Source organism: Roseovarius sp. (genome assembly GCF_030373445.1).
GTDB lineage: Bacteria > Pseudomonadota > Alphaproteobacteria > Rhodobacterales > Rhodobacteraceae > Roseovarius.
On sequence record NZ_JAUCYU010000005.1, the window covers coordinates 123,257 to 143,843 of the forward strand.

At 67.1% G+C, this 20,587-nt stretch carries 20 protein-coding genes; 16 read left to right on the forward strand and 4 right to left on the reverse strand.

Translation table 11 applies throughout. The features are described from left to right. Positions 1-40: 40 nt before the first annotated feature. On the reverse strand, positions 41-1,312 hold the full coding sequence (locus tag QUV18_RS10845; protein ID WP_300893939.1) for a multidrug effflux MFS transporter: 1,272 nt from the start codon (positions 1,310-1,312) through the stop codon (positions 41-43). 232 nt (positions 1,313-1,544) lie between these two features. On the opposite strand from QUV18_RS10845, the gene QUV18_RS10850 reads away from it, so the two are divergent. The 8 genes from QUV18_RS10850 (at position 1,545) to QUV18_RS10885 (ending at position 9,205) form a co-directional block, all read left to right on the forward strand. Beyond that, complete coding sequence (locus QUV18_RS10850) at positions 1,545-3,077, forward strand: acyl-CoA carboxylase subunit beta (RefSeq protein ID WP_300893940.1); 1,533 nt, start codon at positions 1,545-1,547, stop codon at positions 3,075-3,077. An 89-nt stretch (positions 3,078-3,166) separates the two neighbouring features. After that, the gene (locus QUV18_RS10855; protein ID WP_300893941.1) at positions 3,167-3,502 is read left to right on the forward strand and encodes a hypothetical protein; all 336 of its coding nucleotides are present in this window, start codon (positions 3,167-3,169) and stop codon (positions 3,500-3,502) included. Continuing rightward, entirely contained in the window at positions 3,499-3,906 is a 408-nt protein-coding gene (locus QUV18_RS10860; protein ID WP_300893942.1) for a DUF6497 family protein, read from the forward strand. The genes QUV18_RS10855 and QUV18_RS10860 overlap by 4 nt, the downstream gene beginning before the upstream one ends. Before the next feature lie 214 nt (positions 3,907-4,120). Then, positions 4,121-4,270, forward strand: a complete 150-nt coding sequence (locus tag QUV18_RS10865; RefSeq protein WP_300893943.1) for a hypothetical protein — start codon at positions 4,121-4,123, stop codon at positions 4,268-4,270. An 81-nt stretch (positions 4,271-4,351) separates the two neighbouring features. Continuing rightward, positions 4,352-4,708, forward strand: a complete 357-nt coding sequence (locus QUV18_RS10870; RefSeq protein WP_300893944.1) for a hypothetical protein — start codon at positions 4,352-4,354, stop codon at positions 4,706-4,708. 341 nt (positions 4,709-5,049) lie between these two features. Continuing rightward, positions 5,050-7,095, forward strand: coding sequence for an acetyl/propionyl/methylcrotonyl-CoA carboxylase subunit alpha (locus tag QUV18_RS10875; RefSeq protein ID WP_300893945.1), 2,046 nt, complete (start codon positions 5,050-5,052; stop codon positions 7,093-7,095). Between the two features lie 56 nt (positions 7,096-7,151). Then, positions 7,152-8,687, forward strand: a complete 1,536-nt coding sequence (locus QUV18_RS10880; protein ID WP_300893946.1) for a hypothetical protein — start codon at positions 7,152-7,154, stop codon at positions 8,685-8,687. Beyond that, a complete protein-coding gene (locus tag QUV18_RS10885) occupies positions 8,684-9,205 on the forward strand; it encodes a hypothetical protein (protein WP_300893947.1) in 522 nt (173 codons plus the stop codon). Before QUV18_RS10880 ends, QUV18_RS10885 begins: the two co-directional genes overlap by 4 nt. 10 nt (positions 9,206-9,215) lie before the next feature. On the opposite strand, the gene QUV18_RS10890 is transcribed toward QUV18_RS10885, so the two are convergent. Beyond that, on the reverse strand, positions 9,216-9,674 hold the full coding sequence (locus tag QUV18_RS10890) for a DUF4174 domain-containing protein (protein ID WP_300893948.1): 459 nt from the start codon (positions 9,672-9,674) through the stop codon (positions 9,216-9,218). 189 nt (positions 9,675-9,863) lie between these two features. Here QUV18_RS10890 and scpA point away from each other — a divergent pair, with 189 nt between their 5' ends. From scpA to QUV18_RS10930, 8 genes are all read left to right on the forward strand, one after another. Then, the gene (gene scpA / locus QUV18_RS10895) at positions 9,864-11,993 is read left to right on the forward strand and encodes a methylmalonyl-CoA mutase (RefSeq protein ID WP_300893949.1); all 2,130 of its coding nucleotides are present in this window, start codon (positions 9,864-9,866) and stop codon (positions 11,991-11,993) included. Positions 11,994-12,082: 89 nt separating this feature from the next. Further along, the gene (locus QUV18_RS10900; protein ID WP_300893950.1) at positions 12,083-12,574 is read left to right on the forward strand and encodes an MAPEG family protein; all 492 of its coding nucleotides are present in this window, start codon (positions 12,083-12,085) and stop codon (positions 12,572-12,574) included. A 65-nt stretch (positions 12,575-12,639) separates the two neighbouring features. After that, positions 12,640-13,251, forward strand: coding sequence for a VOC family protein (locus QUV18_RS10905; protein WP_300893951.1), 612 nt, complete (start codon positions 12,640-12,642; stop codon positions 13,249-13,251). Then, complete coding sequence (locus QUV18_RS10910; protein WP_300893952.1) at positions 13,248-13,742, forward strand: GNAT family N-acetyltransferase; 495 nt, start codon at positions 13,248-13,250, stop codon at positions 13,740-13,742. The genes QUV18_RS10905 and QUV18_RS10910 overlap by 4 nt, the downstream gene beginning before the upstream one ends. Positions 13,743-13,780: 38 nt before the next feature. Further along, a complete protein-coding gene (locus QUV18_RS10915) occupies positions 13,781-14,458 on the forward strand; it encodes a molecular chaperone DjiA (RefSeq protein ID WP_300893953.1) in 678 nt (225 codons plus the stop codon). 1 nt (position 14,459) lies between these two features. Continuing rightward, positions 14,460-15,491 carry an endonuclease/exonuclease/phosphatase family protein gene (locus QUV18_RS10920; RefSeq protein WP_300893954.1) on the forward strand — a complete coding sequence of 344 codons (1,032 nt, stop codon included), beginning with the start codon at positions 14,460-14,462 and terminating at the stop codon, positions 15,489-15,491. Between the two features lie 10 nt (positions 15,492-15,501). Then, a complete protein-coding gene (locus QUV18_RS10925; protein ID WP_300893955.1) occupies positions 15,502-16,269 on the forward strand; it encodes a potassium channel family protein in 768 nt (255 codons plus the stop codon). 43 nt (positions 16,270-16,312) lie between these two features. Then, a complete protein-coding gene (locus QUV18_RS10930) occupies positions 16,313-16,732 on the forward strand; it encodes a hypothetical protein (RefSeq protein ID WP_300893956.1) in 420 nt (139 codons plus the stop codon). A 32-nt stretch (positions 16,733-16,764) separates the two neighbouring features. Here QUV18_RS10930 and QUV18_RS10935 read toward each other — a convergent pair whose 3' ends face one another. Together QUV18_RS10935 and QUV18_RS10940 are read right to left on the reverse strand one after the other, a co-directional pair. Further along, positions 16,765-18,309, reverse strand: a complete 1,545-nt coding sequence (locus tag QUV18_RS10935; RefSeq protein WP_300893957.1) for a Ppx/GppA family phosphatase — start codon at positions 18,307-18,309, stop codon at positions 16,765-16,767. Between the two features lie 50 nt (positions 18,310-18,359). Continuing rightward, positions 18,360-20,534 (reverse strand): RNA degradosome polyphosphate kinase, encoded by a 2,175-nt coding sequence (locus QUV18_RS10940; protein WP_300893958.1) that lies wholly within the window; start codon positions 20,532-20,534, stop codon positions 18,360-18,362. Positions 20,535-20,587: the final 53 nt, after the last annotated feature.

Genomic DNA, 20,587 nt, shown 5'->3' on the forward strand with positions numbered 1-20,587 from the left:
GACGTAAAGGGCCGCCCCGCGGGGCGGCCCTTTTCCGTTGTCACCCCATCAGGGCCAGCCGTTTCTCGCGCCGGATCACCAGGCTGATCGAGCAGACCGCGCCAAGTGCCGTGACCACCATGATCCACAACAGCGGCGCCGCGCCGGAGCCGGGGGTGAGCAGCGCGCCGGCCAGCGCCGAGAGCCCGGCGCCCAGCCCGATCATCATCGCGCCGGACAGGCCGCTTGCCGTGCCCGCCAGGTGCGGGCGCACCGACAGCGCCCCGGAGGTGGCATTGGGGATGGCCATGCCATTGCCGAGGCCGACGCAGGTCATCAGCCCGAAGAACGAGTAGGGCGTGCCGAGATCGAGCTTGAAGAGCAGCAGGCTCAGCGAGACACCGGCCGCGACGATCACCGATCCCCAGAGCACCATGCGGTTGATACCGATGCGCACCGAGAACCGCCCGGCGATGAAATTGCCGAGGAAATAGCCCACCGCCGGGGCGCCGAAGAACAGCCCGAACGTGGCCTGGTCGAGCCCGAAGACCCGGTCGCCCACGTATGGGGCCCCGCCGATATAGGCGAAGAACGACCCCGAGGAGAGGCCCAGCGTGACCGTGTAGCCCCAGAAGCGGGGGGATTTCAGCAGTTCGGGATAGTCGCGCAGCTCGTCCCGGAAGGTGGTGCCGGCGCGCGACGGGGCGGTTTCGCCAAGGTCGGACCAGGTCAGCCAGAGGGTGACGCAGCCCAGGACGAAGAGCGCCCAGAACGTGGCCTGCCATCCGAAGACCGAGGCAAGCGCGCCGCCGATCGCGGGGCCGACCATGGGCGCCACGGACATGCCCATGGTGACGTAGCCGATCATCGAGGCGGCCTGGGCCTCGGGCACCATGTCGCGCACCACGGCCCGCGACAGCACCAGCGCCGTCACGATCGCCGCCTGGAACATGCGGAAGACAAGGAACATGGCCGAACTGGTGGCGAAGATGCAGCCCAGCGTGGCCAGGAGGAAGATCGCCACCCCCGCCAGCAGCACCGGCCGGCGCCCGACCCGGTCGGAGATGGCGCCGACGAAAAGCTGCAGCACCGCGTTGACGCCGAGATAGAGGGCGACGGAAAGCTGCATGACCCGGTACTCGGTGCCGAAATGCGTGGCCATCGCCGGGAGCGAGGGCAGGAAGATGTTCATCGCCAATGCCGCCAGGGACGCCAGGGTGATCAGCGTCAGGATATGGGGGGGCGTGGTTCGGTCGAGGAACCGGCGCGGGGGCGGGGTGATCGGGTCCGCCGCTGTTCGCGTAGCCGGGGGCCCGGGGGGGAGTTCGGTCATGCGCGCACTCTAACGCGTCGGGCGGCGGTGTCCATATCGCCAGATGCATAGCTGCCTGCCATTGGGTTGTGCAGTGGCGCACGCTCTTCCCGGGCCGGGGCGGTCAGGGGGATTTGCCGAATTTGCAGTTAGCTTCGGTCGCTCTGCTAAAGATTTGCAAATTTGCCGAATTGTGCTTTGTATCCGGCGCCGTCTTCTCTATTTTCCGGCGAAAACCGGGAAGAGGACTCTCATGAAGGATATCCTGCAGGAACTCGAGGACCGCCGCGCCGAGGCGCGCCTTGGCGGTGGCCAGAAACGCATCGACGCCCAGCACGCCAAGGGCAAGCTGACCGCCCGCGAACGGATCGAAATCCTGCTCGACGAGGGCAGCTTCGAAGAGTTCGACATGTTCAAGACCCACCGTTGCATCGACTTCGGGATGGAGGAGCAGAAGCTTTACGGCGACGGGGTGATCACCGGCTGGGGCACGATCAACGGCCGGCAGGTCTATGTGTTCAGCCAGGATTTCACCGTCTTCGGCGGCTCGCTGTCGGAAACCCATGCCGAGAAGATCTGCAAGGTGATGGACATGGCGCTGCAGAACGGCGCGCCGATCATCGGCTTGAACGACTCGGGCGGGGCGCGCATCCAGGAGGGTGTGGCCAGCCTTGCCGGCTATGCCGAGGTGTTCCAGCGCAATATCGAGGCCTCGGGCGTCATCCCGCAGATCAGCGTGATCATGGGGCCCTGTGCCGGGGGCGCCGTCTATTCGCCGGCGATGACCGATTTCATCTTCATGGTGAAGGACAGCTCCTATATGTTCGTCACGGGCCCGGACGTGGTCAAGACCGTCACCAACGAGCAGGTGACGGCGGAGGAGCTGGGCGGGGCGAGCACCCATACCAAGAAAAGCTCGGTCGCCGACGCGGCCTTCGAGAACGATGTCGAGGCGCTGGCCGAGGTGCGGCGGCTGGTGGATTTCCTGCCGCTCAACAACACCGAGAAATCGCCGGTACGCCCGTTCTTCGACGAGCCGGGCCGGCAGGAGCCCAGCCTCGACACGCTGATCCCGGATAACCCGAACACGCCCTATGACATGAAGGAGCTGATCGGGAAGCTGGCGGACGAGGGCGATTTCTATGAAATCCAGGAGGATTTCGCCAAGAACATCATCACCGGCTTCATCCGGCTGGAAGGGCGCACCGTGGGCGTGGTGGCGAACCAGCCGATGGTGCTGGCCGGGTGCCTCGATATCGACTCGAGCCGGAAGGCCGCGCGCTTCGTGCGCTTCTGCGACTGTTTCGAGATCCCGATCCTGACGCTGGTGGACGTGCCCGGCTTCCTGCCCGGCACCAGCCAGGAATACGGCGGGGTGATCAAGCATGGCGCCAAGCTGCTTTACGCCTTCGGCGAGGCGACGGTGCCCAAGGTGACGGTGATCACCCGGAAGGCCTATGGCGGGGCCTATGACGTGATGTCGTCGAAGCACCTGCGCGGCGATTTCAACTATGCCTGGCCGACGGCGGAGATCGCGGTGATGGGCGCCAAGGGGGCGACGGAGATCATCCACCGCGCCGACCTGGGCGACCCCGAGAAGATCGCGGCGCATACCAAGAGCTACGAGGACCGGTTCGCCAACCCCTTCGTGGCAGCCGAGCGGGGCTTCATCGACGAGGTCATCCAGCCGCACAACACGCGGATGCGGGTGAGCCGGGCGTTCGCCAGCCTTCGGAAGAAGAAGCGCAGCCTGCCGTGGAAGAAGCACGACAATATTCCGCTGTAAGTGAGCCCGGGGACGGGAGGAGTGGGGGCCAGCCCCCACGGCCCCCGGGATATTTTCAGCCAGAAGAAGCAGGGGATTGGTCTGGGCCGATGGCGCGTGACAGGTGGCATATCGTGGAGGAGGCGGGCGTGCTGACCGTGGCAAGGCGGTGGCCGGCGCGGTTTGACGTGGCGGCGCGGACGGTGTTGCCCGTGGTGAACAAGGTGCGGCTGGCACGGCAGGTGCGGCAGGACGTGTGGCGCGCGCTGCGGCGGCTGAAGGGGTTCGCGCCGGTGGTGCGCGTGGCGCCCGAGGGCGGGATGCTGGCGGTGACCGCGGGCGGGCAGGTGGACGGGCCGGTGGCGCGGGCGCAGGCCGAGGCGCGGATCGCCGGGGTGCTGGCGGATGCCGGGACCCGGGAGAGGTGGATCAGGTGGGCGTCATGAGGATCATGGCGATGACATGCATGGCCGCGGTTGCGATCGCGGCCGGAGCCCGGCAGGGCGGGGCGCAGGAGGAGCGCCTCGTCCTGCCTTCGGGGCTGGAGGCCGGGTTGCAGGAGGTGCTTCGGCAGGAGGGCGGCGGCGATGGCGGGCCGGTGCTGCGCTTCCGCTACGTGGCGCCCGGGCTCGACAAGGGCGCGGGGCTGGCCGTGGTCTCGGCCGACCTGGAGCACCTGTGCAACGCCCATGCCCTGGCGAACGCGCCCGATGCCGAGGCGGAGGGGGCGACGATCATCGTCTCGATCGGGGACAAGCCGTCGGAATTCGGCGTGCCGGACCCGGACGTGGTGCAGGTGTTCGAGGCCTACACGGTCGAAAACGGCACCTGTATCTGGGAGGTTTTCTGATGCTTACACAATATCTTGCGGCTCGAATCTCAAGTGTGGCCAAGTTTGAGGCTTTGGAGTCACACGAAACGGACATCGCTGTGGATAAGTATCAAATGGGCGCGGATTCCAGTATTCTGGAGTTCGGTTGCACTCGAGTGACCGCAATGACCCACGTGAGGCAGGTGGGGCGTTTTGCGTGGCGTCCAAATGTGTACACATACAGGAGACATTTATGTCTAAGACTATCAAGAGCATTCTTGCGCTCGGCATCGTGGCAAGCTTCGCCGCATGTGCCCAGCAACAACAGCAGGAAGAAGAATTCGTCGTTGTCGATCCGGCGCCGATCTCGGTCGAGCCCGTCTACACCGGCAAGTACAAGTAATCCCGCGAGGGAAAGCACGGGGCGGGCCCTTGGGCCCGTCCTGACCGCCGCACCGCGCCCCGCTGTCACGGAGGGCGCCCCATGCTGAAGCATCGCGGCTTTCCCGGGCGACTGCCCGGATCGGATTTCCAGTTCACCATACGGCGCGCCAACCCCAAGGGGGCCACGCCCATCGTGCGCCGCGAGCGTTATCGCGACCGGCGGCCCGCCGACCGCATGGCCGACACTGCCTTCGTGCGGGCGCTGTGGGAGCAGTTCGGGGACGAGCCGTTCGAGCGGGGCAACCTCGATGCCGGGCGGCTGAGCTGGCTGTTCGGGCGCGAGGTGAAGCCGGCGGAGGACCCGTTCGACCCCGAGGATTACGAGGCGCTGCTGGTGCTCGACGTGAACGCCGCGCGCGCGGCCTTTCCCGAGGCGTTCGAGGGGGAGGGGGCATGATGCGCCGTGCCGTGAGAATGGGCGGCGATTTGGGCATGAACTTGCCCACGACCGTCGGATTTGTGCGGATTGCAGCCGATCTCCCTATCCGTGTGACGCGCGGCTTGGCGCGGCGCCTGCGGCAGTGCAGCGTGGGCCTTGTAGTGGTGGCCCTTCCCCAAGGGGCCAGGACGTTTCGTCTTATCCGTTACCCTTCCCCTGACGGGCGGCCTTGCACATCGTGCAGGCCGCCCCTTTTTCGTTTCATTCCAGAGCTTTGCGTGCATGGCGACCTGTCGCCCGTGCCCGCAGCCGCCCTTCCGCGCGCCGCGCGGCCAAGACCCGAGAAGAGGACCTGAGACATGTTCAAGAAAATCCTGATCGCCAACCGGGGGGAGATTGCCTGCCGCGTCATCAAGACCGCGCGCAAGATGGGCATCCAGACGGTCGCGATCTATTCGGATGCCGACCGCAACGCGCTGCACGTGCAGATGGCTGACGAGGCGGTGCATATCGGCCCGCCGCCGGCGAGTGAGAGCTATATCGTCATCGACAAGGTAATGGAGGCCATCCGCCAGACCGGTGCCGAGGCGGTGCATCCGGGCTATGGCTTCCTGTCGGAGAACCCCAGGTTCGCCGATGCGCTGGAGAAGGCGGGCGTGGCCTTCATCGGGCCACCCAAGGGTGCGATCGAGGCGATGGGGGACAAGATCACCTCCAAGAAGATCGCCAAGGATGCGGAAGTGAACACCGTGCCGGGGCATATGGGGCTGATCGAGGATGCCGAGGAGGCGCTGAAGATCTCCGAGGAGATCGGGTTTCCGGTGATGCTGAAGGCCAGCGCCGGCGGCGGCGGCAAGGGCATGCGGATCGCGTGGAATGCCGAGGAGGTGCGCGAGGGCTTCCAGGCGTCGAAGAACGAGGCCGCGAGCAGCTTTGGCGACGACCGGATGTTCATCGAGAAATTCGTGACCCAGCCGCGGCATATCGAGATCCAGGTGCTGTGCGACAGCCACGGCAACGGTATCTACCTGGGCGAGCGTGAATGCTCGATCCAGCGCCGGAACCAGAAGGTGATCGAGGAGGCGCCGAGCCCCTTCCTCGACGAGGAAACCCGCAAGGCGATGGGCGAACAAGCCGTGGCTCTGGCCCACGCGGTGGGCTATGCCAGCGCCGGGACGGTGGAGTTCATCGTCGATGGCGAGAAGAACTTCTACTTCCTCGAGATGAACACCCGGCTTCAGGTGGAGCACCCGGTGACGGAGCTGATCACCGGCGTCGACCTTGTGGAGCAGATGATCAAGGTGGCCGCCGGCGAGAAGCTGTCGATCAGCCAGGATGACGTCAAGCTCACCGGCTGGGCGATGGAGAGCCGGCTTTATGCCGAGGATCCGTACCGCAACTTCCTGCCCTCGATCGGGCGGCTGACGCGCTATCGCCCCCCCGTCGAGGTGTCGGCGGGCCCGCTCCTGGAGAGCGGCAAGTGGCAGGATGAAGCGGGCAGCGGCGAGACCGCGGTGCGCAACGATACCGGCGTCTACGAGGGCGGCGAGATCTCCATGTATTACGACCCGATGATCGCCAAGCTGTGCACCTGGGGCCAGGACCGGGCGACCGCCATCGAGGCGATGCGCGTGGCGCTCGACAGTTTCGAGATCGAGGGGATCGGGCATAACCTGCCGTTCCTGAGCGCGGTGATGGATCACCCGAAATTCGTCTCGGGCGACATGACGACGGCCTTCATCGCCGAGGAATACCCCGAGGGGTTCGACGGGGTGGAACTGGCCGAGCCGGCGCTGCGTCGGGTGGCGGCGGGCTGTGCCGCGATGCACCGGATCGCCGAGATCCGCCGGACCCGCGTGTCGGGCCGGATGGACAATCACGAGCGCCACGTGGGCAGCGACTGGGTCGTGACCCTGCAGGGGCAGAGCTTCCCCGTCACCATCGACGCCGACCGCGAGGGCGCGACCGTGCGATTCGAGGATGGCACCAGCCACCGGCTGGCCAGCAGCTGGACGCCGGGCGATCAGCTGGCCGAGCTGGACGTGGACGGCGAGGTGCTGGTGCTGAAGGTGGGCAAGATCTCGGGCGGGTTCCGCATCCGCACGCGGGGGGCCGACCTGAAGGTGCATGTGCGCACGCCCCGGCAAGCCGAGCTGGCCGCGTTAATGCCCGAGAAACAGCCGCCTGATACGTCGAAGATGCTGCTCTGCCCGATGCCGGGCCTGATCGTCAGCATCGGCGTGGAGGAAGGCCAGGAAGTTCAGGAGGGGCAGGCGCTTTGCACCGTGGAGGCGATGAAGATGGAGAACATCCTGCGGGCCGAACGCAAGGCCGTGGTCTCGAAGATCAACGCCGGGCCGGGCGACAGCCTTGCGGTGGATGACGTGATCATGGAGTTCGAATGATCTCAGGCACCCCTTCCACGCCCGGGGCCTCTGGCGGGCCAGCCAACGACAAGGCGATGAGTCTGGCCGCGATGGCCGCCGGGCTGGGTGGCTTCGTGCTGTTGCAGGTGGTGGCCTGGCTGCGGGCCGGGGGCGTGTTCGAGTACCCGCTCGACGATGTCTACATTCACCTTGCCATCGGTGAACAGATCGCGAGGGGCGGATATGGCGTGAACGCGGGCGAGCCGGCATCGGCCGGGTCGTCGCCGCTTTACCCGTTTCTTCTTGCGCCCCTCGCGGGCAGCTCTCTGCACCGGTTTCTGCCTTTGGCGCTGAACCTCGCGGGGCTCGCGGTGGCCTGCTGGATATGGGGGCGGATCGTGGCGCGCGCCGGCTTCGGGCGGCGCACAGGCCTGGCGCTGGCGGTGTTGGGGCCGTTGGGCCTGAACATGGCCGGGGTGGCCTTTCTCGGGATGGAACACGGGTTGCATGCCGCGGCGAGTCTTGCGGTGTTGCTGGGGCTACAGCGGTTCCTGGACGAGGGGCGGATCGACCCGATCTTCGTGGCCGGTGTCGTGCTGGCGCCGGCGCTTCGGTTGGAGGGGCTGGCGCTGTCGGGCGCCGCGCTTCTGGTGGTCCTGATCGCCGGGCGGTGGCGGGCGGCGCTGGTCATGGGGGCGTTTGCGGCCGCGCCAGTGGCGGGCTTCATGGCTTTCCTCGCGCAGAACGGGCTGGAACCGGTGCCGAACTCGGTCTCGGCAAAGCTGGTTGCGACCAGTACGCTGGCCCATCTGTCATGGCTGGAGGCCACGCTGGCCGGGCTTGCCTACAACGTGATGACCCTGCCTGGGGTGATCCTGGTGGCGGTTGCGGCGGTGGCGGGCTGGGCCGGGCGTCGGGCGGGCGGCTCATGGCGGGTGATGAGCTCGGCGCTGATCCTCGCTATCGTGGCGCATCTTGCCTTCGGGCAGATGAACTGGGCCAACCGGTACGAGCATTACATCGTCGTGGCCGCGCTGGCCGGGCTGATCCTGATCCTTGGGCGCGCGGCGCCCGGCAGGTGGTGGTCGGCAGCGGTGCCGCTGTCGGCGATCGTGGTTCTGGGCGGTTACTACAACAGTGACGTGCTGACGGATGGCACGGCCTCGCCGCGCGCCCTGCACCTGCAACAGGCTCAGATGGCCCACTTCGTGCGGACCGAGTTGAAGCAGCCGGTGGCGGTCAACGACCTGGGCCGGGTGAGCTATGCCAACCCGCATTACGTGCTGGACCTTTGGGGGCTGGCCTCGCCCGAGGCGCTGGCGACGCGGCTCTCGCGTCCGGCGCGGGGCTGGGCCGGGCCGCTGATGGCCCAGCATAATGTGCGGGTGGCTTTAATCTATGATCGTTGGCTGGGCCGGGCCGTGGGCGAGACCTGGGTAAAACTGGGCAAGCTGCGGCTGGATGGCGTTTCCAAGGGGTTCATCGCGGAGCAGGCGGTGACGTTCTATGCCACGACGCCGAAGGCGGCCCGGGAGGTCGCGCCGTCGCTGGAAGATTTTGCTGCCGACCTGCCGGAGGGTGCCACGTTCTCATCGTCTGAATTCACCGAAGCGGGAGGGCTGGGATCATGAACCCGTTGCCGCATATCCCCCTGTCGGGGTTCGTGCTGGCCGGTGGCGTTCTTGCGCTTCTGACGGCTTGCGTGCGGGAGGACGAGGCGGCGATGCGGGCGCGGCTGGAGCAATGGTTCGCGTTGGGCGAGACCGCGTACTTCCAGGCGCGCGGCGATTGCGTGGCCGGCGTGTTCCGGCTGGCGGGCCCGGATGTGGGCGCGGCGATGCCCGTGACGGGCTCGGTGCCTGAAATGCTGTGGGCCCTGCCAAGGCAGGGGCGGGCGGCGCTGCAGGCCGACGGCATGGCGCCCGATGCCGCGCTGGTGGAACTGGCCAACGAGGCGCGGCCGACCGGCATGGCGATGCGCCGCGCCGGGCTCGAGGCGCGGTCCTGCATGGATGACGGGGCCGAGGGGGCGTTTCGCCGGGCGCTGTTGAGCCCCGATGCGCTGCTGGCCTATGACAGCGAGAGCGGCACGGTCATGGTGATGGACACGCGCCGCGACCTGCTGTTCGCCGCGATGGGGGAGGGGTGATGCGCGCCGTTCAGCTTTCGCCGCCGCGCCGTTCGCGCACTTCCTGCTGGCGCATGGGCAGCTTGTCGATGATGCGGGAGATTTCGCGCACCGACCACGGCAGCGGCTTGCGCAGGTATATGGTGCCGTCCTTGCCGATCAGCACCAGCATGAAGCCGCGCGGGCGCAGTTCGCGGCGCAGCGAGGTGCCGGCGCCCTTCTCGGTGTCGGTCAGGACCACCACGTCGCGCAAGGCGAGATCGTCGAGCCGCTCGTTGATGTATTCCATCTGCTGGATGTATCGCGGGTCGGCCGGGCTGTCGGCGAAGACGACGAGGGGGCGTTTCGTCCACATGAAGTCTTCCAGGTCGACATTCTCGCCGGGCAGGATCACGTCGTCGCGCGGCGGATCATCCTGCGCCACGGCCGGGCCGGCCATGGCGAGGGCAGACAAAAAGCTTACGAAAACAATGGCTAACGTTCTTTGCATGGATACTCCCGTCGCCCCAGATATAGGCCGTCGGGCGCGGGATGCGAAGTCAGAATTCCGCGAGATCGGAAAAAGTCGCAGGCGGGGGGCGCCGGGCGGCGTTCGCGCGGGGCGGCAGGGATTGGAAATCAGGGCCCGGTGAGCGCGGGGGCGACCCTGCCGCCGGCCGGACGAGAAGAGGACAAGGCAATGGCATCGAAGAAAGACGACTGGCGCGAGATCGCCGAGAAGGAACTGAAGAACCGCACGCTGGATGACCTGACGTGGAAGACGCTGGAAGGCATCGACGTGAGCCCGGTTTACACCGAGGAGGACGTAGAGGGGCTCGATCACCTGGGCTCGATCCCCGGGGCGGCGCCCTTCACCCGGGGGGTGAAGGCCACGATGTACGCCGGCCGGCCCTGGACCATCCGGCAATATGCCGGCTTTTCGACGGCGGAGGAATCGAACGCGTTTTACCGCCGCAACCTCGCCGCCGGGCAGCAGGGCGTGTCGGTGGCCTTCGACCTGGCGACCCACCGGGGCTATGACAGCGACCACCCGCGGGTGACCGGCGACGTCGGCAAGGCGGGCGTGGCCATCGACAGCGTCGAGGACATGAAGATCCTGTTCGACGGCATCCCGCTCGACCAGGTGTCCGTCAGCATGACGATGAACGGCGCGGTGATCCCAATCCTGGCCAGCTTCATCGTCGCGGGCGAGGAGCAGGGGCACGACAAGTCGGTCCTGTCGGGGACGATCCAGAACGACATCCTCAAGGAATTCATGGTGCGCAACACCTATGTCTATCCGCCCGAGCCGTCGATGCGGATCGTGGCCGACATCATCGAGTTCACCGCGTGGGAAATGCCGCGCTTCAACTCGATCTCGATCTCGGGCTACCACATGCAGGAGGCGGGCGCGAACCTGGTGCAGGAGCTGGCCTTCACGCTGGCCGACGGGCGGGAATACGTCCGCGCCGCGATCCATCGGGGCATGGACGTGGACAAGTTCGCAGGCCGGCTGAGCTTCTTCTTCGCCATCGGCATGAATTTCTTCATGGAGGCCGCCAAGCTGCGCGCCGCGCGGCTGCTGTGGCACCGGGTGATGAGCGAGTTCGAACCGAAGAACCCGCGGTCGATGATGCTGCGGACCCATTGCCAGACGTCCGGTGTGTCGCTGCAGGAGCAGGACCCCTACAACAACGTCGTGCGCACCGCCTACGAGGCGATGAGCGCGGTGCTGGGCGGGACGCAGTCGCTGCACACCAATGCGCTTGACGAGGCGATCGCGTTGCCCACGGATTTCAGCGCGCGGATCGCGCGGAACACCCAGTTGATCCTGCAGGAGGAGACCGGCGTGACCAACGTGGTCGACCCGCTGGCGGGGTCCTATTACGTCGAGAAGCTGACCCATGACCTGGCCGAGAAGGCCTGGGCGCTGATGGAAGAGGTCGAGGAGATGGGCGGCATGACCAAGGCGGTGGCCAGCGGCATGCCCAAGCTGCGCATCGAGGAGACGGCCGCCACCCGGCAGGCGATGATCGACCGGGGCGACGAGGTGATCGTCGGGGTCAACAAGTACCGCAAGGACAAGGAAGACCCGATCGATATCCTGTCGATCGACAACAACGAGGTGCGCCGCTCGCAGATCGCCGCGCTTGAACGGATCCGCGCCAACCGCGACGAGGCGGCCTGTACCAAGGCGCTGGAAGAACTGGAACGCCGCGCGAAAGAGGGCGGCAACCTGCTGGAAGGGGCGGTCGAGGCTGCCCGGGCCCGCGCCACTGTCGGAGAGATCAGCATGAGCATGGAAAAGGTATTCGGCCGGCACAGGGCCGAGGTGAAAACGCTGGCCGGCGTCTATGGCGCGGCCTACGAGGGCGATGACGGCTTCGCCGCGATCCAGAAATCGGTGGAGGAATTCGCCGAGGAGGAAGGCCGCCGGCCGCGGATGCTGGTGGTGAAGATGGGGCAGGACGGGCATGACCGCGGCGCCAAGGTGATCGCCACGGCCTTTGCCGATATCGGCTTCGACGTCGATGTGGGCCCGCTCTTCCAGACGCCGGACGAGGCGGCGCAGGATGCCATCGACAACGACGTGCATGTCGTGGGGATTTCCTCTCAGGCGGCCGGGCACAAGACGCTGGCGCCGCAGCTGATCGACGCGCTGCGCGAGAAGGATGCGGGCGACATCATCGTGATCTGCGGCGGGGTCATCCCGCAGCAGGATTACGACTTCCTGAAAGAGGCCGGGGTGAAGGCGATCTTCGGGCCGGGGACGAACATTCCCGCGGCGGCGCAGGATATCCTGAAGCTCATTCGCGAGGCGCGGGGGTAGCAAGTGGGGGCGCTGCCCCCGACGTTGAATTTCCCGAGGAAATTCAACGCCTCCCCCGGGATATTTTCGGCCAGAAGAAGGGTGGAGACATGGACAGGCAGCGGAAGTTTGCGGTGGGCATGGCGGCCGGCGTGGCCTGGGCCGTGGCGGTGCTCGCGGGGGCGGTAGTGTTTGTGACGCTGCCGGTCTTTGCGCTGATGCCGACGATCATGACCGCGTTCCTCGCGCCGGGGCTGGTGATGATTGCCATGGTCGGGCGGCTGGCGCAGCGGCGGTTCTTCGATGAGGCCATCGTCGATGGCGGACCGCTGACCGGCGCGGCGGAGATCGACCGGCGGGTGCTGGTGAACACCACCGAGCAGCTTGTGCTGGCCATGGCCGTGTGGCCCGCGGCGGCGGTGCTGCTTGGTCCCGAGGGGCCGGGCGTGATCCTCGTGCTGGGGGTGGCGTTCGCGGTGGCAAGGCTGGCCTTCTGGGCCGGGTATCACCTGGCCCCGCCGCTGCGCGCCTTCGGTTTCGCGGCGACGTTCTACCCCACGGTTCTGGTGGCGCTCTGGGCGCTGTGGCGGGTGGTGGTCTGAGCGATTGCCAAGCGGTGGGCGCGATGCCTATGGTGGCCGCGACGTGGTAACGAGCGCGGGGCAAAATGCTGGAACTGGATCACCTGGCCGTGGCGGCCGAGACGCTGGACGAGGGCCGCGAGGCGGTGGAGCACGCGCTGGGCGTCAGCCTGCAGCCGGGCGGGCAGCATGTGAAATTCGGCACCCACAACGTGCTTCTGGGGATGGAGGAGGGGCTTTACCTCGAGGTGATCGCGGTCGACCCCGGCGCGGCGCCGCTGCCCTATCCGCGGTGGTTCGACCTCGACCGGTTCGCGGGGCGGCCGCGGCCGCGGATCTGGATCTGCCGGACGGATGATCTTGACGGGGTGGTGGACGATATCCCCGGCGCGGGCGTGCCCGTGGCGCTGGAGCGGGGCGACCTGCGCTGGCGGATGGCGGTGCCGGAGGATGGCGTGCTGCCCTTCGACAATGCCTTCCCGGCGGTCATCCAGTGGGAGGGCTCGGCCCATCCCGCGGCGCGGCTGGCGCCCTCGGGCTGTGCGCTGCGGCGGCTGGTGATCGCGCATCCGGAGGCCGTGGCGTTGCAGGCGGCGCTGAAGGGCCGGCTGGAGGATGAGCGCGTGGTGGTCGAGCCCGGCGCGCAGGCGATGCGCTACGAGATCGACACGCCGCACGGGCTGAGGGTGATCGAGTGAGCATCCGGGCCGCGGCGCCGGAGGATGCCGGCGCCATCGCCGGGATCTGGAACCCCTATATCCGCGAGACCGCCGTCACCTTCACCACCGACGAGAAGACCGAAGCCGGGCTGGCCGCCGATATCGCGGCACGGCCGGGCGCGTTCTTCGTGGCCGGGGAGGGCGGTGCGGTGCTGGGCTTTGCCACCGCGTTTCCCTTCCGGGGCGGGCCGGGCTACCGGCATACGCTGGAACATACCGTGCAGCTTGCGCCGGGGGCGCGGGGACGGGGGCTTGGCCGGGCACTGATGACCGGGCTGGAGGATGCGTTGCGGGACAGGGGCGCGCATGTGCTGGTGGCGGGCGTCAGCGGCGAGAACGCGGCGGGCATCGCCTTTCACGCGGCCATCGGCTTCGAGACCGTGGGCCGGATGCCGCAGGTGGGCCGCAAGTTCGGCCGCTGGATGGACCTTGTGCTGATGCAGAAAATCCTCGGCCCCGGCGGCGGTTGACGCTGACAACCCCGGCGGAAGCCGGTAGGGTCGCGCCCATGTCCATCTGGAACCGCATATCCGAGGCGCTGTCGGCGCTGACCAAGGGTGAGCCGCTGAGCGAGGTGTTCGACCGCCTGCGCACGCCGCCCGAGCGCAGCGTGGCCTTCGCCATTGCCGTGATCGCGCTGGGCGCCAAGATGGCCAAGGCCGACGGGCTGGTGACGCGCGACGAGGTGACGGCGTTCCGCGAGGTGTTCCAGATCGCGCAGGCCGACGAGGCGGGGGCGGCGAAGGTCTTCAACCTCGCGCGGCAGGATGTGGCGGGCTTCGAGGAATATGCCGAGCGTATCCGGCGGATGTTCGGCGAGGATACCGACACGCTGAGCGACCTGATGGAGGGGCTGTTTCACATCGCCGTGGCCGACGGGGTCTATCACCCGAACGAGGACCAGTTCCTTGAACGGGTGGCCGAGCTGTTCGGGCTGAAACCCCATGAATTCAACGCCTTGAAGTGCCGCTTCGTGCCCGATTCCAAGCCCGACCCCTATTCCATCCTGGGCGTCACCCCCGACATGCCGATGGACGAGATCCGCGCCGCCTGGCGCCGGCAGGTGCGCGAGAGCCACCCCGACCGGATGCTGGCCCGCGGCGTGCCGGAGGAGGCGGTGAAGCTGGCCGAGAAGCGGATCATCGACATCAACCGCGCGTGGGAAGAGATTTCCGAAAGGGTCTGAGATGCGCTTTGCCACCTACAACGTGGAATGGTTCAACGCGCTTTTCGATGACGCCGGCATAGCTTTCGACGATGGCGAATGGTCGGGCCGGCACGACGTGACGCGGGGCGACCAGCTGGCGGCGCTCGGGATCGTGTTCAGCGCGCTCGATGCCGACGCGGTGATGGTGATCGAGGCGCCGGACCACAATGGCCGCCGGGCGACGGTGACCGCGCTGGAAGGGTTCGCGACGGCGGTGGGGCTGCGGGCGCGCAAGGCGCTGATCGGGTTTCACAACGACACCCAGCAGGAGATCGCGCTGCTGTTCGACCCTGACAGGCTGTCCTGCCGGCACGATCCGAAGGGAGAGCCCACCGGGCAGAAAGGTTCGCGCGAGGCGCCGCGCTTCGACGGGGTGTTCCGGATCGACCTCGATATCGACGCGACCGAAGACCTGGTGGTGTTTTCCAAGCCGCCCTTCGAGATTGCCGCCGAGACGCCCACGGGCGCCACGTTCCGGATGATCGGGGCGCATCTGAAGTCGAAGGCGCCGCACGGGGCGACCAATCGCGACGAGGTGATGCGCATGGCGATCTCCAACCGTCGCAAGCAGCAGGCGCAGGCGGTCTGGCTGCGCCAGCGGATCGTGCAGCATCTCGAGGCGGGGGAGGAGCTGATCCTGATGGGCGATCTGAATGACGGGCCGGGGCTGGACGAGTACGAGCACCTTTTCGGGCGTTCCTCGGTCGAGATCATCATGGGCGAAGGGGCCGGGACGGACCACCTGCTTTACGATCCGCACGCGCGCCGCGCGCTGACGCGGCGGATCGGCGCGATCAACACGACGGCGCGGTTCTACATCCAGACCGAGCAGCGCTATCTTCAGGCGCTGCTCGATTACATCATGGTCTCGCCCGGATTGCGGGAGAAGAAGCCGCGCTGGCGCATCTGGCACCCGTTCGAGGACCCGGGCTGCTGGCGGGTGCCGGAATTGCGCGATGCGCTGCTCACCGCGTCGGACCATTTCCCCGTGACCATGGATATCGAGCTGTGAGGGCGCGCGCATGACCCTGAAGGAACGGCTTCGCCTGCTCTACGAGGGCCGCAGCACGCGGGCCACGCGGTTCCGCTATGCCCTGCTGGCCTTCGATGCGGTGTCGATCGTGTTCTTCCTTGCGACCGCCATGCTGGAGCTGTCGCCGTGGCTCTTGATCGCCGACGGGGTGATCGCGCTGCTGATCCTGCTGGACCTGCTGGCGCGGTTCTGGATCGCGCCCAACCGCGTGCGGCACCTGCGGCAGTTCTACGTGATGGTCGACATCGTGGTGATCCTGTCGCTGATGGCGGCGCCGTTCATCGGGCAGGGGCTGATGATGCTGCGGCTTCTGCGGGCGCTCAGGCTGGTGCATTCCTATCACCTGTTGCGCGACCTGCGGCGCGACTGGCGGTTCTTCCGCCGGCACGAGGATACGGTGGTTTCGGCGGTGAACCTGCTGGTCTTCATATTCGCCATGACCGCGCTGGTTTACGTGATGCGCGCGCAGGAGCCGGGGCTGGAGAGCTATGTCGACGCGCTTTACTTCACCGTGGCGACGCTGACCACGACGGGGTTCGGCGATATCGCCATGACCACGACGCATGGCCGTCTGCTGGCGGTGGTGATCATGGTGGTGGGGGTGGGCCTGTTCCTGCGGCTGGCCAGCGCCATCTTCTCGCCCGCCAAGGTTCGGCAGAAATGCGAGCAATGCGGGCTCATGCGGCATGACAGCGACGCGATCCACTGCAAGCATTGCGGGGCCGAGATGAAGATCGAGACCGAAGGGGTCGGGTGAGCCACGTCTTAAAACCGTCATTCCGGCTTCCTATATCGGGGGCATGACACGACTGGCCCTGATCACCGCTGTGACCCTAAGCCTGACCCCGCCCGCGCTGGCGCAGGACATCGAGGCCGAGCCGGAGGAACCCGGAACCGAGCGCTCGCTGATGGAAGAGGGGGCGCGGATGTTCCTGGAGGGTATCCTGCGGGAGATGGAGCCCGCGCTGCGCGACCTCGAAGGCATGGCGGGCGAGATCGAGCCGGCGCTGCGCGATTTCGCGCAGGAGATGGGGCCGGCCTTTGCCGACCTGCTGGGCAAGGTCGACGACCTCAGCAATTACGAGATGCCCGAGATGCTGCCCAACGGCGACATCATCATCCGCCGGAAGGAACCGCTGGAGCCCGAGATGCCGGGCGAGCCGGAAACGCCGCTCGAGCCGGAGCTGGATATCGAGCCGGGGGAAGAGATCGAGATTTGATTTCGGGGTGAAGGGAAGACCCTACCCGGCGACTACTGCCCCATCTTGATCGTGGCTTCCGCCTGCAGGGTTTCCGCCAGCGAGCGGAAGCGGGCCTCTGCCACCTCGCCGAAAAGCGGCGCGGCCTCGGGCGAGAGGCGCAGGTCGAGGCGTTTCTTCTTGGGGAACCAGCGCAGCTCGCCCAGCTTGGCGTCACGCTTGAGCCAGAGCATCGCGGCAAAGCGCATCGCCTTGCCCAGCACTTCGGCCTGAACCTGGTCGTCCTCGGAGACCAGCGTGTTGAGATCCTGGAATCGGGTCCCCTCGCGCCGGTTGGAATAGCGGTGCAGCAGGGCCAGCCCGAGGAACACCCGTTCGGAATGCTTGAGCCCGCCAAGGTTGGCGCGGGTGGCGTTGTCGAAACAATCCTCGGCGCGGTAATCGGGGTGGGCGCGCCAGCTGACGTCGTGCAGCAGGCAGGCGGCCTTGATGATCCGCCGCCGCTCCGGCCGGACGGATTTGAACAGCGGCTCGATGAACTTGTAGACCACGGTGCCATAGCCCGGAACGCGGGCGTCGCGCGACTCGGCGAAGGCGCAGGCCTCGATCAGCGGGTCGCGGTCGCGCAGGCGCTGGGGCATCTGTTCGTAGAGAAGCCCCTCGCGGATGCCGTAGCTGGAAATGGCGATGTCGCGTGGCTTGAAGGTCTTGACCACCTCGCGCAGCACTTCCGATGCGATGGGCACCAGCGCCATCCGGCTTGACGAGACACCGGCCCGGTTGCGCAGGTCCTCCGCGTCGGATTTCTCGATATACTTGGCGGTCTCGCGCACCGCCTTGGCCGTCATCCGGTACTCGTGCAGCACGTGCAGCGGGTAGCCGCGGCGTTCCATGTCGATCTTGGCGATGGCCCGCCACGAGCCGCCGACGAGGAACAGGCGGTTCTTCTGCTCGCCGAGGTCGTCCTGCATCGACTTGATCCGGTCGCGGATCAGCGCCTTGCGGGCCTTCTTGCCGCCCTTCATGTCGCGCAGTTTCAGCGGGCCCAGCGAGGAGCTCAGCCGCCGGCCGACGCGCCCGCCGTTGATCTCGGCCAGCTCCATCGACGAGCCGCCGATATCGCAGACCAGCCCGTAGGAGCCGGGCCAGCCCAGCAGCACGCCCTGTGCCGAGAGCCGCGCCTCCTCCTTGCCGTCGATGACGTGGATGTGGATGCCGGTCTCGCGCTCGACCTCCTCGCAGAATTCGGCGCCGTCCTCGGCCTCGCGCACGGCGGCGGTGGCCACGGCGGTCAGCCCGTCGGTGCCGATCCCGTCGCCCAGGTGCTTGAAGCGGCGCATGGCGGCCAGCGCGCGGGCGCGCCCCTCGGGGTTGAGCCGCCCGGTTTCGGACATGCCGGCGCCAAGCGCGCACATGATCTTTTCGTTGAAGAAATAGGCCGGGCTGCGCGCCGCGCCGTCGAACACGACGAGCCGGACGGAGTTCGAGCCGATATCGACCACGCCGACGCGGCTCAGCCCCTGGGCCGATGCCTCGTCGAAAAGCGGTCGCCCGAATGGGCCCCAATCGGTTTCAGCGGGATCGTTCGTGCCGTCCATCTGGCCCTCGGTTGGTCTTGCCCATGGTATGCGACATGGGGCGGGGGTGGTCAATCGCCCGTATGCGTCAGTTTCGGCACATCCGCCGCCCCGGCCGAGCCGCGGCCCGACAAGGACGGGTTTTCCATGAAGAAACGGTGGCAGTTGAAGGCAAACTCGCCCTCGGGCCATTCCGCGCGGGTGAAGCTGCCGTCGGGCGCCATCGTCCAGCTTTGGGCGATGTCGGCCATGTTGGCGGCCATGATCTGGCTGACGATCTGGGCCTTCACGGTGGCGTTCTCGATCTCGACCAGCGTCTCGACCCGGCGGTTGAGGTTGCGGCCCATCCAGTCGGCCGAGCTGATGAAGACCCGCGCGCCCCGGGAGGGCAGCCCGCCACCGTTGCCGAAACAGACGATGCGGGAGTGTTCGAGGAACCGCCCGACGATGGATTTCACGCGGATGTTCTCCGACAGGCCTTTCACGCCGGGGCGAATGCCGCAAATGCCGCGCACCACGAGGCTGATCTTTACCCCCGCGCGGCTGGCACGGTAGAGCGCGTCGATCACGTCGGGTTCGATGAGCGAGTTCATCTTGGCCCAGATTTCCGCCGGGCGGCCCGCCTCGGCATGGGCGATCTCGTCCTCGATCATCCGGATCAGGTCGTTCTTCATCTCGTGCGGCGAGATCGACAGGTTCTCCAGCGTCTCGGGCAGGGCATAGCCCGAGAGATAGTTGAACACCTTGGTGGCATCGCGGCCCAGCTTGGCATCGCAGGTGAAGAAGCTGAGGTCGGTGTAGATCTTGGCGGTGATCGGGTGGTAGTTGCCGGTGCCGTAATGGGTATAGGTGACAAGGTTGTCGCCCTCGCGCCGGACGACGGTGGAAATCTTGGCGTGGGTCTTCCAGTCGATGAAGCCATAGACCACGTGCGCGCCCGCCCGCTCCAGCCGGCGGGACTGGCGGATATTGGCGGCCTCGTCGAACCGCGCCTTCAGCTCGACCAGCGCGGTGACCGACTTGCCGTCTTCCGCCGCCTCGCACAGCGCCTCGACGATGGGAGAGTTCTTGGACGTCCGGTAGAGCGTCTGCTTGATCGCCACCACGTCCGGGTCGCGCGCCGCCTGCGCCAGGAAGCGGACCACCATGTCGAAGGTCTCGTAGGGGTGGTGTAGCAGCATGTCCTTCTGGCGGATGGCGGCGAACATGTCGCCGTCATGGTCCTGCACCCGCTCGGGCACGCGGGGGGTGAAGGCGGGCCAGAGCAGGTCGCGCCGGCTGTCGATGACCAGCTCCTTGAGGTCGGCGAGGCCGATCATGCCGTCGACCTCGACCACCTCGTCGGCGCCCACGTGCAGCTCGCGCATGATGGTGGCGCGCAGGGCGTCGGGGGCATTGGCCGAGATGTTCATCCGCACCACCTCGCCCCGGCGGCGGCGTTTCAGCGCCACCTCGAATTCGCGCACCAGGTCCTCGGCCTCCTCCTCGACCTCGAGATCGCTGTCGCGCAGGACGCGGAAGGCGCAGTGATCCTTGCAGCGATAGCCGGGAAACAGGCTGTCGAGATGCAGGAGCAGCAGTTCTTCCAGCGGCAGGGCGCGATGGGTGCCCTCGGGGGCGGGCAGGAAGGTGAAGCGGTCGATCTGCTGGGGGATGGGCAGCAGCGCCTGAAGCGCGCGCCGGTCGGATTTCCGTTCCAGCTGCAGGGCAAGGCAGAAGCCCAGGTTGGGAATGAAGGGGAAGGGGTGCGCCGGGTCGATCGCCAGCGGCGAGAGCACCGGGAAGACCTTGTTGAGAAAGGCGTCGGACAGGAAGGTGCGGTCGCTGTCGGAGACCCCGTCGCGCGACAGGATCAGGATGTTCTGCGCTTCCATCTCGGCACGCAGATGGCCCAGCGTGGCCTGCTGGCTGGCCAGAAGGCGGCGGGCGTTCTCGTCGATCAGGACAAGCTGTTCGGCCGGTGTCAGCCCGTCGGCGCCGGGGTTCGATCGCCCCTCGCGCGCCAGTTCGCGCAGGCCGGCGACGCGCACGTTGTAGAACTCGTCGAGGTTGTTGGCCGAGATCGACAGGAATCGCAGCCGTTCCAGCAGCGGCACGCGCGGGTTCTGCGCCTCTTCCAGCACGCGCCAGTTGAAGCCCAGCCAGCTCAGCTCGCGGTTGAAGAACCGCCCCGGCCCGTCAAGGTCGAGATCGGGCAGCTCGACAGGGTCGGGCATGGGGGATTTGAGGAAATCGGCGTTGTTCATTCTGCTCGGTGTCTTGCGCGATTTTCGTGACGGGAAGGTGACGGAGTCTGCCC